We start from the raw sequence: 14,669 nt of genomic DNA on the forward strand, positions 1-14,669 counted from the left end.
CTAGCTTATTCTAGCTTGGAACGGCCAGCTAACCAAGGCATGGTATGTAAACCTAATTGAGCTTAAGAGGTTTAGCCGGCTAAGCTATTGAAAACCAAATAAGTACAAACAGGCTAGTTAAAGACGTTCCTGAGTCAGCAGGGCATCTATATGGTAGATAACCGTGGCCAGACGCTGGTCGTAACTAGCCCCTGAAATAAGCGTATAGGCCCGGTTGTGGTCACGTAGGGCCTGCTCGAACAGGGCAAACAATTCGGCTCGCCGGTGCCCCAGGTCACGCAGGCCATCTGCCACCCAGGGTACATCGGTATTGAGCAGAAAATAGGCGTCGAACTGCTCCTGCGCGGCCAGTTGGTCTAAGATGGGCGGATGCGGCACGCCATAGACGGTGGCGTAAAGCTGGGTGGTGAGCAGGTCGGTATCGTAAATAAGCACCCGGTTAGCCAGCGGCTCGGCCAGTTGCATGGCCTCGGTCTGCGCCACGGCAATGCGGGCATAATCATCGGTGGTCAGGTCGTTGGACGTGATCAGGTCGCGGGCTACTTCGGGCACAAAAACGGTCTGGTAATGAGCCGCCAGTTTTCGGGCCATGGTAGTCTTCCCGACGCTTTCGGGGCCGTAGAGGCAGATTTTTAACATGAGTGAAAGACAGAAAGAGCGAAAGAGTGAGGGGCGAAGGGTGAGGGGTGGATGGTGAAAAGTGAGGGGCGCCTAGCCAAGCGACAACGCCACTCTTTCTGTCTTTCACTCTTTCACCAATTCGCTCACCTCCGTATCACTCAGCACTTGCACGTCGCCGGGGCGCATGTTGGCGGCGGTGAGGTGGCCTATGGCCCAGCGGACCAGGCGAAGCGTGGGGAAACCCACGGCGGCGGTCATCTTGCGCACCTGCCGATTTTTGCCTTCTGTCAATGTCAGCGCAATCCACGACGTAGGGATGTTGGCCCGGAAACGGATGGGGGGGTTACGTGGCGGCAAATCGGGTTCCTCAGTGAGGCGACGAGCTTGGGCGGGCAGGGTTTGGTGGGGCTTACCATCAATCGTAATCGTCACACCATCAGCTAGTTGATGTATCGCTTCGTCTGTGATGGCCCCATCTACCTGCACGTAGTAGGTGCGAGCGTGGGCAAAGCGCGGGTTGAGCAGCCGATGGTTCACTGACTTATCGCTGGTGAGTAGCAATAACCCTTCCGAGTCGGCGTCGAGTCGCCCCACGGGGTAGACATCCCGCCGGAAACTATAGGGCAGGTCGGCCAGGGTAGCCTTCTCCCCTTCGGGTGAAAACTGCGACAGCATGTTGAAGGGCTTGTAGATGAGGTAATGCATCGAGCACGAAAAAAAATAGATAATCGCAATAGTACGATTAATAAAAATGCCCCTACCTTTGGGCATGGGTGTCACAAAGACAGAACTATTTACGGCTGAACAAAGCCGCATAGCCGAACTGGCCAAAGCGTTTGCTCATCCGGCAAGGGTAGCCATTTTGCAGCATTTGGCCAAAACTCAGTCCTGCATTTGCGGCGACCTGGTGGATGTACTGCCCCTGTCGCAGGCCACGGTGTCGCAACACTTGAAAGAGCTCAGTCGCATTGGCATCATTAAAGGCAATGTGCAGCCGCCACGAGTGTGCTACTGTATCAACGAAGCCGTTTGGGAAGAGGCAAAAGCCACATTCGGCGCACTGCTGGCCCTTTTTGAACAAAACACCTGCTGCTAATTTTTTTGCCCTATTCAATCGTAATATTACATTAAACCAATCACAATCATGACAACAACAGACCAATCCACTGGCGATGCCCTGAAGGCCATCGTCCGTCAAAAGTATGCCGACATTGCCCTGACCGACAGTGCGCTGGGCGTACCCGTGGCTAGTTGCTGCAGCCCCACCAGCTGCTGCGGACCCGCCAGCACCGACGCGTCGTATAGTATTCTGATGAACGACGAATACACCACCATGGCCGGTTATGCCGCCGAGGCCGACCTGGGTTTGGGTTGTGGTCTGCCTACGCAGTTTGCTCAGATCAAGCCCGGCGACGTGGTGGTCGACCTGGGTGCTGGGGCGGGTAATGATTGTTTTGTGGCCCGCGCCGAAACCGGAGAAACGGGTCGTGTGATTGGGCTGGACATGACAGCACCCATGATTGACCGCGCCCGTCACAACGCCAAAACCTTGGGATTCAACAACGTAGAGTTTGTCTATGGCGACATTGAGGCCATGCCCCTGCCCGCCGCCCTGGCCGATGTGGTGGTGAGCAACTGTGTGATGAACCTGGTACCCAACAAGGCTCAGGCCTTTGCCGAGACCTTCCGCATCCTGAAACCCGGTGGTCATTTCAGCATCTCCGACATTGTGCTGGTGGGTGCCCTGCCCGATGGCCTGCAACGCGACGCTGAACTATATGCGGGCTGCGTGTCGGGGGCTATTCAGCAAACCGATTACCTGCAACTGGTGGTAGACGCGGGCTTTGTGAACCTCCAGATTCAGAAGCAAAAGGTGATCGACTTACCGCACGACCTGCTGCTTAGCTACCTCACCGCCGATGAAATTACGGCCTACCAACAAACCGGACGGGGCATTTTCAGCATCACGCTCTACGCCGAAAAACCAGGTCAGACCGCCACGCCCGTGTGCTGCCCAGGGTCGGGCTGCTGCGATTGATCAAGGTGTTTTTTAATCCCAACCGCTAATTTCAGATGAAAACCACCTTCACACTCCTCATGAGCCTGTTTTACCTGGTCCCGTCACAGGCGCAGGTTCGACCAACAAGCCCGGCAATGGGTCATTACCTGACGCTGGCAGTCTTCTCGAAAACACCCAACCCTGCCCGGGCTGCGCTCGACACCGTGCGGTTCCGTATGCAGGATGCCAGCAAAGGGTCGTTTGTGAGTACCCGGTTGCGGGGCGTATACCTCCCCACCGACGTGCCCGCGCTGCTGACCGTGCCCACCCCACCCGCCAACTCATCGGACCAAACCCGGGCGGAACTGGATTTTATGCTGGACCTTCAGGCCAAACGAACGCCCGAGCAAGTAGCCCGCTACACAGCCCTGGCTGCTATCTACCACAGCCCCACCACCAGCAACCCCTACGACCCCGACTACGCCCGCAACTGGAATAGCCTCTTTCACGTGGGCAGTCCGCTGGGAAACTGGTATACCCATGCCAACCTGCCCCTTACGGCAACCCTGCTGACGGGAGTATATCAGGACGCGACATATTATTTTTTCACGTTGAAGTACCGGTTCATGCGGCCCCGTCCCTACGCGCTGGAGCCTGGACTGGCCCCCGTTGAACGCCCCGGCCACCCGGCATACCCCAGTGGGCACTCGGCCGCTTCCTACGCCAACGCCTACGTAATGAGCGAGTTAGCGCCCGACTTAGCGCCAGAATTCCTGAAAATGGCTGCCGAAATGGCCTATTCACGCGAAGTCATCGGCGTACACTACCCAAGTGATTCAGACGTGTCGCGGGTGTGGGCGCGTCGGTTTGTGAATGAGTTAATGAAACAGCCTAAATTTCGGGCCGATCTGGCCAAGGCGAAAGCCGAAATAACCGCCAAAAGGCTGGTCAGTAGCCGCTGATTTTTTCTGTTCCCACTTACATTTTTCGTTCACTACTGATGGCTAAACAAACGATTCTGGTGCTCTGCACGGGTAATTCCACACGGTCGCAAATGGCGCATGGGTATCTTCAGCATTTTGCCGGGGAGCGGGCCACGGTGCTTAGCGCAGGGGTAGAAACCCACGGTCTCAACCCCAAGGCCGTGCAGGTAATGGCCGAAGACGGAATCGACATCAGCCACCACACGTCTAACCACGTTGATGACTACGCCCAACTGCCCATCAACTTCGTGATCACCGTCTGCGATTCCGCCGCCGAGCGTTGCCCTGTCTGGATTGGCCGCACCAACAGAACCCACCACAACTTCACCGACCCCTCTAAAGCTACCGGCACCCCCGACGAGATCATGGCCGTCTACCGCCAGGTCCGCAATGATATCCGGGCGTTTAGCGAGGGGTTTATAAGTGAAAGAGTGCTGTCAGGTTCCCTAACCTGACAGCACTCTTTCGCTCTTTCACCATTCACTCTTTCACTTCCGCCCACACCGGCCCGTGGTCGGAGTGGATGGCTTCGGGGTGGTGGCCGGCGTCGCGGAGGCGGGGGCGGAGGGTTTCGGTGAGCGAGATGTAGTCAATACGCCAGCCTTTGTTGTTGGCGCGTGCCCCGGCGCGGTAGCTCCACCAGCTATAGGCTACCTCGTCGGGGTGAGTGGCGCGGAAAGCATCGACAAAGCCCGACGCAAACCAGCGGTCCATCCAGGCGCGTTCTTCGGGCAAAAAGCCGGTGGTGTTTTTGTTGCGCACCGGGTCGTGGATGTCCAGTTCGGTATGGGCAATGTTGTAGTCGCCCACCACAATCAGGTTGGGCCGCTCCTGCCGCAGGTTCTGCACGTAGTCATAGAAATCGGTCAGGAAACCCATCTTCACGCCCTGTCGCAGGTCGCCTGTGGTGCCCGACGGGAAATAGCAGTTCAGCACCGTAACATCACCGAAGTCGGTGCGCAAAATTCGTCCTTCACAGTCGTAATGTGTTAGTCCACAGCCCAGTACGGCGTAGTCGGCGGGTAGTTTCGAGAACGTAGCCACGCCCGAATAGCCCTTCTTTTCGGCGGCATGCCAGTGGTAGCTGTAGCCCAGCGCCTCGAACGGAGCGAGGTCGACTACGTCGTGGGTGGCTTTCACTTCCTGAAAACAAAGCACATCGGCGGGTTGCTCGCGAAGCCAATCGATCAGGCCGTTTTTGATGGCCGCCCGTATCCCATTTACATTGTAGGTAACTAGTCGCATAGAGTGGCAAATATCGAGATTGCTATCGTCTATCCGTGCCGCATGAGGTGTTTTTGCTAACAAGCGGCTTGGTGGGCGGTTAAGTTTGTAGAAAGCTATTACGTTATGTCCAGGAAATCACCCATCACCACGCCGGCTGTACCCCCGAATCCTGAGCTGGACCGGTTGCAGGAAAATGCCAAAAAGACCGTGCCGCTTGAAAAGTGGGGACCGTATCTATCTGACCGTCAATGGGGTACGGTGCGCGAAGACTACTCGACCAATGGCGATGCCTGGAACTACTTCACCCACGATCAGGCCCGGAGCCGGGTGTACCGCTGGGGCGAAGACGGGCTGATGGGCCTGGCCGATAGCCGGATGAACGTTTGCTTCGGGCTGGCGCTCTGGAACGGGCAGGACCCCATCCTGAAAGAACGGCTCTTTGGCCTGACCAACCACGAAGGCAACCACGGTGAAGACGTAAAAGAGCTATACTACTACCTCGACAACACGCCCACGCATTCGTACATGAAAGGCCTCTACAAGTACCCACAGGCCCGGTTTCCCTACGAATGGCTGCTGCACGAAAACGCTCGCCGCACCAAAGCCGATCCCGAATTCGAGATTCTGCACACGGGCGTATTCGAAGAAGGCCGCTACTTCGACGTGCTGGTGGAATATGCCAAGCACGATTCCGACGATGTGTGCATTCGTATTTCGGCCACTAACCACGGTCCCGACGCGGCCTCGCTGACACTGCTGCCTACGATCTGGTGCCGCAACCGCTGGCAGTTCGAGCCTGACAAACCGCGCCCCACCATCAGCCGTCGGCCCGATGCACCCACGGCGGGCAACGTGTTTGTGAGCCACCCGCGCACGGGCAATTACTACCTCTACTACGAACCTACGGACCTGGCCTTAATGACTGATAATGAGACGAATACAAAGCGCCTCTACGGTCAGCCCAACCGGTACGCCGGCCCGGACACGCCGTTTGTGAAAGATGCCTTCCATGAGGCCGTAGCTGGGAAGAATGACTACCTCTGCGAACTGCTGCGCGACAATGAAGCGGGTACCAAATTCGCGCCGGTATACAAGCGGCAAATCGAGCCGGGCGAGACAGCGGTGGTCTGCCTGCGATTAAGCAAACTTATTCAGATACAGCCGTTTGGCGCACCATTTACACAGGTGTTCGCCGACCGACAACGCGAGGCTGACCTGTTCTACGCGCCCCTTTCCCCCATCGGTGCCTCGCCCGAACTAATGCAGATTCAGCGGCAGGCGCTGGCGGGTATGCTTTGGAGCAAACAGTACTACCACTACGACATTCCGCACTGGCTACGCGGCGATCCTGACCAACCCGCCCCCCCACCCGAACGCTGGCTGGGCCGCAACGCTGCCTGGCAACACCTTAATAATGAAGACGTCATCTCGATGCCCGACAAGTGGGAATACCCATGGTATGCAGCCTGGGACCTGGCGTTTCATACTGTTCCGCTGGCGATGGTAGACCCCGTCTTTGCCAAAAATCAGCTGATCCTGCTCATGCGCGAGTGGTACATGAGTCCCACGGGGCAGATACCGGCCTACGAGTGGAAGTTTTCGGACGTAAACCCGCCCGTACAGGCGTGGGCGGCGCTGTCGGTGTATCGGTTGGAGCGGGCGATTTACAAAAACGAAGACATCCAGTTTCTGAAACGGGTGTTTCAAAAGCTGCTCATCAACTTCACGTGGTGGACCAACCGGCAGGATCTGGAAGAAGACAACGTTTTTGGCGGGGGCTTTCTGGGCCTCGACAATATTGGCGTGATTGACCGCAGCAACCTGCCCGACGGCACCCGGCTGGAACAGGCCGACGCCACCGCCTGGATGGCTATGTATGCCCTTAACATGATGGATATGGCCCTAGAAATCAGCCGCCACGACCCTACCTTTGAAGACATCGCCACCAAATTCTACGAGCACTTTGTCATCATTGCCGAGAGCCTGAACGAGGCCCTCTGGGACGAGGATGACCATTTTTATTACGACCGCCTTTACCCCACGTCGGGCAAGCCCGTCACGCTGGAGGTACGGTCGGTGGTGGGGTTATCGGTGCTGTTTGCGGTGTCTATCGTGAGGCGCCACAAGAGCGAACCGCTGTCGGATTTTTTGAAGCGGGCGCAGTATTTTCAAACCTATCGCACAGGCCTCAACCTGCCCATGCCCGATCAGCGCGTGACCGAAGACGGCGACATTCTGCTGTCGCTGGTGTCGAAAGATCGGCTTGAAAAACTGCTGTCTGTCATGCTCGACGAGACCGAATTTCTCTCGCCGGGGGGCATCCGTGCCTTGTCGAAATACCACGAGCAGCACCCCTATCAGATCAGCGTTTACGGCAATACCTACGCCATTAATTACGTACCCGGCGACTCAGACAGCAACTTGTTTGGCGGTAACTCCAACTGGCGTGGGCCGGTCTGGATGCCTCTTAATTACCTGTTTATCAAGTCGCTAAAGAAATACCATCAGTTCTACGGCGATTCGCTAACGGTTGAGTTTCCGACGGGATCGGGCAACCGCATGAATCTGGAGCAGGTGTCCGACGCCTTGGCCCAGCGCATTGTGTCGGTGTTTGAAACCCAACCCGATGGCAGCCGCCCGGTGCACGGGCCGTTTAACCCATTCTACCAGCGCCCCGAAAACAAGGCCCTGCTCCTCTTCTACGAATATTTCCACGGCGACACCGCCCAGGGCATCGGCGCAAGCCACCAAACCGGCTGGACCGGCGTAGTAGCTGAGCTGATTAATGATGACGCCTGGGAGTGGGAGTAGGAAAGAGTTAGTGATGAGTGATGAGCGGTAAGTGATGAGTTTGCTGCCGCACAAATAATACGCTGGCGGCAGCAAACTCATCACTTACCGCTCATCACTCATCACTAACTCTTTCCCTTCACAGTTCCAGTAGCCGCCGTACGGTTTCGGCGTAGGTGCTGCCAGTGGTAAGGCGGGTGGCTTTTTTGTCGGTGAGGGTGAGGATGTACTTGCCGTCGAAGTGTTTCTGGCACTCGCGGATGCGGTGGATGTTGACAATGGTAGACCGGCTGACGCGGGCGAAGGTGTCGGGCAGTTTTTCGTCCAGGTTCGTGATCGTGTAGGAGGTCAGGTATTTCTGCCCGTCGATGGTGGCGAGGAAGACGTATTTCTCTTCGGCCTCGAAAAAGGCAATCTCGGCCAGAGGTATCAGCAGGATCTTATCGCCGGACTTTACTGAAATCGAAAACAGTTCTTTTTTGGGTTTCATGCGCTCCAGCAACTGCATCAGGTTATCGGCATAGGGATTGGCCGCCGCCTGCTGCTGGCCTGCCAACGCGCTGATTTTCTGCACTGTACGATTCAGTCGTTCCGCCTCGATGGGCTTCAGCAGGTAGTCGACGGAGTTTTCTTCAAACGCCCGGATAGCGTATTGGTCGTAGGCGGTGGCGAAGATTACCATTGGCATGTACGACAGCCGCCCCAGCATCTCGAAGCCATTGAGCAGGGGCATTTCAATGTCCAGAAAGATCACGTCAGGCCGTTTGGCCTCTACCAACGTCAGCCCCTCGGCCCCGTTATGCGCCTCGCCAATAATGGTAAACGTGTCGGCATGATTGGCCAGTAGCCGCTTCAACCGGCTAATCGCCAGCGGTTCGTCGTCGATGAGTATAGTGGTCATAATCTTGAGTGGTAAGTGCTGAGCGCTAAGTGATGAGTTTGCTGCCGCCAGCGTAACTATTCAGGCGGCAGCAAACTCATCACTTAGCGCTTATCACTCACCACTATTAACTTGCTCTTTTTCAGCCAGATACACACTTGCTTCAGGGGTTCATTCTGGAGTTCTACGCGGGCATCGTCGCCGTAGAGCAGGCGGAGTTTGTCCTGGATACTGCGCAAGCCGTAGCCACCGCTCATGCTCTCGGCAAAGGCTGGGCCATTGTCGTGCACGCTCAGGCAAAGCCAGTCGGCTTCCTCGCGGATGCTGATGCGGATACAGCCGTTGCCCGCCCGCTTGCTGATGCCGTGTTTAATGGCGTTCTCGACCAGCGGCTGCAACAAAAACTGCGGAATAGTCATGGCATTGACCACCTCATTACCGCCTTCGATCTCAAACGACAGCCGGTCGCCAAAGCGCACCTGTTCCACTTGCAGGTAGGTTTTCACCATTTCCAGTTCTTCGGCCAGGGTAGTGAACATGCTGCCGTCGCGGCCGGTGCTATAGCGGAATAGTTTCGAGAGCAGCAAGGTCATGGTTTCGGCCTTGTCGGGGTCTTCGTGCACCAGGCTGGCAATGCTGTTGAGAGCGTTGTAGAGGAAATGAGGGTTGATTTTAGCCTGTAGGGCATCCAGTTCGGCGCGGGTTTTCAGTTTCTCCATGTTCAGCAACTGGTATTCCTGTTCGCTCAGTTTGCGGGTCAGCTGCCTCCCCTGCCGCAGGATGTACAGAAACAAGTTGGCCACCAACATATATGATGCCATGTAGGCCCATGAAGGCACGTAGTCCCGACCAAAACCAGGCCGTTGCATGAGCACGTCAATAGCCGATTTCCCCAGCCACATGAACGCCACAAAGCTGATAATGATAATGGCAATGAAGGTGGCTATTGAGGCCAGAAGGTGGCGTTTCCAGAGGGCCTTAAACATATGATCGAGCCAGGACGAGAGCGACCACACTACTAGAAAAACCGTGGCCCCCAGCAGCATATTCTGGGTAACCAAAAACCGATAAAACTGGGCCAGCACCGGGTCTTTAATGGTAGCAATCTGGCTGGAGAAATAGATGATGCCGCTCATGCCATAGACAGCCAGGGCGCTCATGAACATGCCAATGAGCACGCCCCAGCCCGGTTTTTGCAGCAGTTTGGCCAACGTCAGCGGCTCGGTACGCCCAGGATCAGGCGCGGCAGTCACCACAGCAAAGTTCATGATGGTCCCCGTGATGTTGGCCCCATTCAGGTTGCTGTTCGACAGGTCGCTGAAACTAAGATCGGCATCCTGAAGGTCGGCCCCGGCGAAGTTAGCCCCGCGCAGGCTGGCAAAACTCAGATCGGCCTTGCGCAGCGTGGCCCCCTCGAAGTTGGCCCGGCGGAGATCGCAGAAGCGAAAATCAACCCCGGTCAGGTCCATCTCGCTAAAGTCGAACCCCTTGAGCGCCTGCCCCCGCATTTGCAGGCGTTTGGCCCCGGTGGTGCGTTGAATAAGCTGTTCACGAGTCATAGGGAAGGCACGTAATTCGTTGGAATTCAAACATACGGCAACCGCCCGTGCCTACCCAGCCATTTCAGACAAACAGGGCAGTTGACTGGATGAGTTTGGTAAACGGCGGTACGGACCATGTAGCTGATAACGAATCGTTTATTTTCCTTGACTTGCCCCCGCTGATCATAGCGATATAGCTGTTTTTCATTCTTGAAGCAGTGGTTAGGCCTAACCGCCGTCGCGGAAGCCTTCGATGTCCCACAACCGCATAGTCACTTTGGCCTGAATGACCAAAATTCTTTTTGCCGTAGCGTTGCATCGAATAGGCCGGACGGGTAAGATTGTAACACATTCAGCCAACGGTTGAGTCCGAGAGTAAAATATCGGCAGAACACCTAAGCTTAATGGCAATTTCACTGATAATCAATGAGATCAACATTAAGCTAAGTTTCGTACTTTAACGTGTTGGGCCTCGGCTATGCATTTTTGGCGGGCTGCCTTTCGGGCGACAACTTATGTACGTGATAAGCTGACTCTTTTGCATATTTGGTAAGTCGCGAGAAGCAAGCATAACTTGGGGGATGGCGGGCGGTTGCTCGTGTGCCAGCAGTGTGTGACAAGCTAAACTCAGAAATAGAGAATGCTTTGAGCAGGTATCCCACCATTGATGACTTCTTGAAATCAATTTTAATCAGTAATAATATGCAGAAAAATCTCTTCCACTATATTCTATTTCTCAGTATCATCCTAATGTTAGGTTGCAGAAAATCTGACCCACAAGCAGTTAGTAATTGCGTTGGTATTGATATAAATGCCAAAGTAAATCCCTACACTGACGCAATAGCAAAGTGGTATAAGCAACAAAACGCAGAAAATTGTCAGCAATTAATTTACGCATATAGTTCCTACATGGATGTTGCTAAAAAATGCAATATTTATACCCAATTTCAAGTTGATTCAGTTGAAAAAGCTCGTACAATAATTTGGGGAACAGATTGCAAATAGATATAGAGTTAGGCGAATTCATTTTGACTACTTTTAACATAAAAACACCGCAGTAGGTGGGTCTAACAGCTTATGTATACTTGGGTCGGCCCCTTCTCAGTGTCAGCGGTTGTGTGCGTTGTTAGTCAGCTTCGCGTGGGTGCGCCTCGTTCGACAGGAATCTGAAGGAGTGCAACGAGCAGCACCCAACAATCCAAGGGTGAAAAAGCCAGTAGTAGAGTCGCGAGTCCGGGCTTATCTTGGGTGCTCATCACCCTTGGAGGAGTTGGGTGGCACACAAAAAAAGGGGCTTCTGCATCTTGCAGAAGCCCCTTTTTTTGTGTGCCACCCATATACAAATCAGAACGAATAGCGCAGGCCGAACTGCATCCGCCAGCGGGAGATGAGCTGGGTATCGTTGAAGAAGGTGCTCTTCTGGTTGGCGTCGAAGCTGTAGACCACCGCGCCCGTTTTGGGGTCGGCGGAGGCACCCAGTGGTTGAGCCAGGCCGGTGTAAGACGCAATTTGCCGCACGCCCCAGTCGCTGTTGAGCAGGTTGCCGAAGTTGAGCACGTCGAGGCTGAACTGAATGGTGTTGGCCTTTCTGATGCGCAGGTCCTGCATCACACGCAGGTCGAAGGTCGAGAACCAGGGGGTCATAGACGCAAATTTGCCCGCCACTTCGCCCCGGTGGCTGTTGAGGTAGTCGTCCTGCTGAATGTATTTTTCCAGGGCAGTACGCTGCCCTGCTTGTGCAGCATCATCGCCCGAAAAGCGCATCTGCCCCACCTGAGCGGCGGTCGGAATAAACAGCAGGTCGTTATCAAAGGCGCCGTCGTTGTTGATGTCGCCGCCATAGGTGAAGCTAAAGCGGTTACCTTCGGCGTATTCGGCCACGCCCGACACCGTGGTGGCCCAACGGCCATCACCATACACAAACCGCTTCGAGAGCGACCCCACAAACCGGTGGCGGTTGCCGTAGTACGACGGTCCGGCCACGGCCTGATTCACGTTACCATAGGCGGGGTTGCGGGCGTAGGCATCCGACGAGATTTCGGCACTCAGCGACGAGGCGTCCTGCGCGTTGAGGTAGTTGTAGGCCCCGCTCACAAAAAAGCCGTTCTGGAACGCCCGCTGCACCTGAATGCTGGCGTTGAAGGTGTAGCCCAGGTTGGTGTTGGTGAACACGTAGGCATCGTTCTGCGCTTTGTCAGAAGCCAGGTAATACGGGCGGCTGTCGGGGGTTTGAAGTTTGCCGGTGGGCTTGTTGAGGCCGTAGTTGCGCACAATCATGGCGTTGATGTCTTTGTTATACAGTACATCAACAGAGGTAGTCCAGCCGTTGGCAAACTTGTGGTCGTAGCCCAGACTGCTTTTCCACACCTGCGGAAACCGGAAATCGGGCGAGGTGGTGCAGTAGAAATAGAAGTTGGGGTTAGCTACCTGATTGCCGATCCACACAAACGGGAACCGGCCCGTAAACACACCCGTACCACCGCGCAATTTCTGCTTGCCGTCGCCTTTCAGGTCGTAGTTGAAGCCCACGCGGGGCGAAAACAGCGGGGCCGTGGTGGGCAACTCCAGCGAGTTGAGTTTGACAGTCTGCCCGTTTTCGTTGAAGTACGTCCGGTCGGGGAAGTAGCAGCAGTTGCGGTCTGGGCTGATGTTTTCCTGAATCTTCTCTTTGGTGTTGAAATACATCGGCATGTCTACTTTCAGGCCGTAGGTCAGCACCAGCTTCTGGGTAGCCTGCCATTCGTCCTGCGCATACAGGCCCAGTTGCCCCACGTTGGTTTCGGCCAGTGCCCATTTACCCGCCGCGAAGGTAGCCTTGGCTCCGGCTACCGCGTCTTTGAAGTAGGTGTCTTTGCCGTTGAAATCCTGGCCGTACGGAACGAGGTTGTTAGCCGTTCTGACAAAGTCGGCAACGGAAGCGAACTCTGGTCCAAACACGCCGGCGTAGGCCCCCAGGTTAAACGAGTTGCCGAAGCTGAATTTCTCGAAGCTGCCGCCCAGCGTAATCGTGTGTTTGCCTGCGTAGATGTTAAAATTGTCGGTGATCTGGGTCACGTCCTGCGTGAGGCGGTTGTTGATCGAAAACGGCTCATGCCCGGCCACAATGTAGCGCACACCGTCTTTGCCGATGTTGATGGTCGGAAACGGCGACGAAAACGGGTCGCGGGCATCGCGGAAGGATGTGTAGCCCACCTGCAACTTGTTGGCATAGCGCCCGTTGAAGTTCGAGTTCAGTTCCAGAATACCGCCGTTCAGCTTGTTGTTGATCCGGTAGCCCGACGAGTAATATTGCAGCGTCAGGAAGTCCGGACCCCGCCGACCAATGGCCGAGGGGTTGGCAGGCAAATCGCGGCTGGCATCGAGGAAGTTATACATGAACGACAGCTTATGCACCCGGTTGATGTTCCAGTCGAGCTTCAGAATGCCCTTGCTGTTGTTAGTGAAGTGCGTATAATTTTCGTAAGCGCCGGGGTCATAGCCGTACACCGTTTTCAGCGTATTCGCCACCAGGTCCAGGTCAGCCGCCGCCACCCGCGACACGTTGGCCCCCGCCAGGCCGGGGCGACTAGCCACCCAACCCGCCGAACCTAAATCAGACCGCCGGTCGAACTCAGCGTTGACAAAGAAAAACAGTTTGTTTTTGATGATCGGCCCACCCAGGCTAAAGCCAAATTGATTCTGGCTGGAGCTGGGCACGGTGATGTCGGTGCCCTTTATACGTTTGCCCGTCAGGTCCTGGTTGCGGGTAAAGCCAAACACCGTACCGTGCAGTTGGTTGGTGCCCGATTTGGTCACGGCGTTGATGCCCGCACCCGTAAACCCGGCCTGGGTCACGTCGTAGGGCGAGAGGGCCACCTGCACCTGCTCGATGGCGTCGAGCGAAACGGGCTGCGCGTCGGCCTGCCCACCGGGTGTGGCGGCATCCAGCCCGAAGGGGTTTACGAAAATGGCCCCGTTCAGGGCAAAGTTATTGAACCGGCTGTTGCGCCCCCCAAACGACCCGTCGCCACCCGACATGGGCGTCAGACGCGTGTAATCGAACACCGACCGCTTGATGGTGGGCAGCGTACGTAGTTGTTCCGACCCAATGTTGGTGCTGGCCCCGGTGCGGTTGCTGCTCATCACGTCGCCGGAAGCAGCCCGTACCGTCACCGTTTGCAATGTTGACGATTCACTGCGCAGGGATACGTTTACTGGTAGCCGCTGCCCCAGTACCAGCGACACGTTTTCGATGGTCTCGGTCTTGTAGCCTACGTAGGTGACCGTGATTAGGTAAGGCCCACCCACGCGCATGTTGGCAATGGCAAACCGGCCTTCTTCGCGCGTGACGCCGCCATACTGCGTACCGGTGGGCTGGTGCGTAGCCTGAACGGTGGCCCCCAACAGTGGCTGGTTACCCTCAGCGTCCAGAATCTGGCCTGCCATGGAGGCAGTGGTAACTTGTCCGAAGACAGTGGTCAGGCACAAAAAAAGTGCCGATATACTCAATAAAAATACCCGTAACATGGTTGTGATGATTAGGTTAATTACGGGAGATGAAATTAACACAAGATTAACAGCCCACCTAGCTATCCTTGATTAATTACACCTGTTCTTACCATAGTCTATAAACAGGCCTGCTAAGTAAT

Annotated in this window: 12 protein-coding genes; 6 read left to right on the forward strand and 6 right to left on the reverse strand. The window is 55.6% G+C overall.

What is annotated here, in order from left to right; translation table 11 throughout:
- Positions 1-117 precede the first annotated feature (117 nt).
- Both J2I48_RS18965 and J2I48_RS18970 read right to left on the reverse strand, forming a co-directional pair.
- A complete protein-coding gene (locus tag J2I48_RS18965) occupies positions 118-639 on the reverse strand; it encodes an AAA family ATPase (RefSeq protein ID WP_207337064.1) in 522 nt (173 codons plus the stop codon).
- 105 nt (positions 640-744) lie between these two features.
- Positions 745-1,326: a pseudouridine synthase gene (locus J2I48_RS18970; RefSeq protein WP_207337065.1), complete on the reverse strand. Its 582-nt coding sequence runs from the start codon at positions 1,324-1,326 to the stop codon at positions 745-747.
- Positions 1,327-1,390: 64 nt separating this feature from the next.
- Between J2I48_RS18970 and J2I48_RS18975 the strand changes: the two genes are divergently transcribed.
- Genes J2I48_RS18975 through J2I48_RS18990 form a run of 4 tightly spaced genes read left to right on the forward strand, consistent with a single transcriptional unit; the run spans position 1,391 to position 4,058 of the window.
- Complete coding sequence (locus tag J2I48_RS18975; RefSeq protein WP_207337163.1) at positions 1,391-1,717, forward strand: ArsR/SmtB family transcription factor; 327 nt, start codon at positions 1,391-1,393, stop codon at positions 1,715-1,717.
- A gap of 48 nt (positions 1,718-1,765) precedes the next feature.
- Positions 1,766-2,659, forward strand: a complete 894-nt coding sequence (locus J2I48_RS18980; protein WP_207337066.1) for an arsenite methyltransferase — start codon at positions 1,766-1,768, stop codon at positions 2,657-2,659.
- A gap of 35 nt (positions 2,660-2,694) precedes the next feature.
- Complete coding sequence (locus J2I48_RS18985; protein ID WP_207337067.1) at positions 2,695-3,582, forward strand: phosphatase PAP2 family protein; 888 nt, start codon at positions 2,695-2,697, stop codon at positions 3,580-3,582.
- Between the two features lie 38 nt (positions 3,583-3,620).
- On the forward strand, positions 3,621-4,058 hold the full coding sequence (locus tag J2I48_RS18990) for an arsenate reductase ArsC (RefSeq protein ID WP_207337068.1): 438 nt from the start codon (positions 3,621-3,623) through the stop codon (positions 4,056-4,058).
- 25 nt (positions 4,059-4,083) lie between these two features.
- Here the strand turns inward: J2I48_RS18990 and J2I48_RS18995 are convergent, their stop codons facing one another.
- A complete protein-coding gene (locus J2I48_RS18995; protein ID WP_207337069.1) occupies positions 4,084-4,848 on the reverse strand; it encodes an exodeoxyribonuclease III in 765 nt (254 codons plus the stop codon).
- Positions 4,849-4,953: 105 nt separating this feature from the next.
- Here J2I48_RS18995 and J2I48_RS19000 point away from each other — a divergent pair, with 105 nt between their 5' ends.
- Complete coding sequence (locus J2I48_RS19000) at positions 4,954-7,641, forward strand: MGH1-like glycoside hydrolase domain-containing protein (protein WP_207337070.1); 2,688 nt, start codon at positions 4,954-4,956, stop codon at positions 7,639-7,641.
- A gap of 118 nt (positions 7,642-7,759) precedes the next feature.
- Here J2I48_RS19000 and J2I48_RS19005 read toward each other — a convergent pair whose 3' ends face one another.
- A complete protein-coding gene (locus tag J2I48_RS19005; protein WP_207337071.1) occupies positions 7,760-8,521 on the reverse strand; it encodes a LytR/AlgR family response regulator transcription factor in 762 nt (253 codons plus the stop codon).
- Between the two features lie 83 nt (positions 8,522-8,604).
- Positions 8,605-10,059 carry a histidine kinase gene (locus J2I48_RS19010; protein WP_207337072.1) on the reverse strand — a complete coding sequence of 485 codons (1,455 nt, stop codon included), beginning with the start codon at positions 10,057-10,059 and terminating at the stop codon, positions 8,605-8,607.
- A 684-nt stretch (positions 10,060-10,743) separates the two neighbouring features.
- On the opposite strand from J2I48_RS19010, the gene J2I48_RS19015 reads away from it, so the two are divergent.
- Positions 10,744-11,046, forward strand: a complete 303-nt coding sequence (locus J2I48_RS19015) for a hypothetical protein (RefSeq protein WP_207337073.1) — start codon at positions 10,744-10,746, stop codon at positions 11,044-11,046.
- 339 nt (positions 11,047-11,385) lie between these two features.
- Here the strand turns inward: J2I48_RS19015 and J2I48_RS19020 are convergent, their stop codons facing one another.
- Positions 11,386-14,547: a TonB-dependent receptor gene (locus tag J2I48_RS19020; protein ID WP_207337074.1), complete on the reverse strand. Its 3,162-nt coding sequence runs from the start codon at positions 14,545-14,547 to the stop codon at positions 11,386-11,388.
- Positions 14,548-14,669: the final 122 nt, after the last annotated feature.

It is taken from the genome of Fibrella aquatilis (assembly GCF_017353255.1).
Classification (GTDB): Bacteria; Bacteroidota; Bacteroidia; order Cytophagales; family Spirosomataceae; genus Fibrella; species Fibrella aquatilis.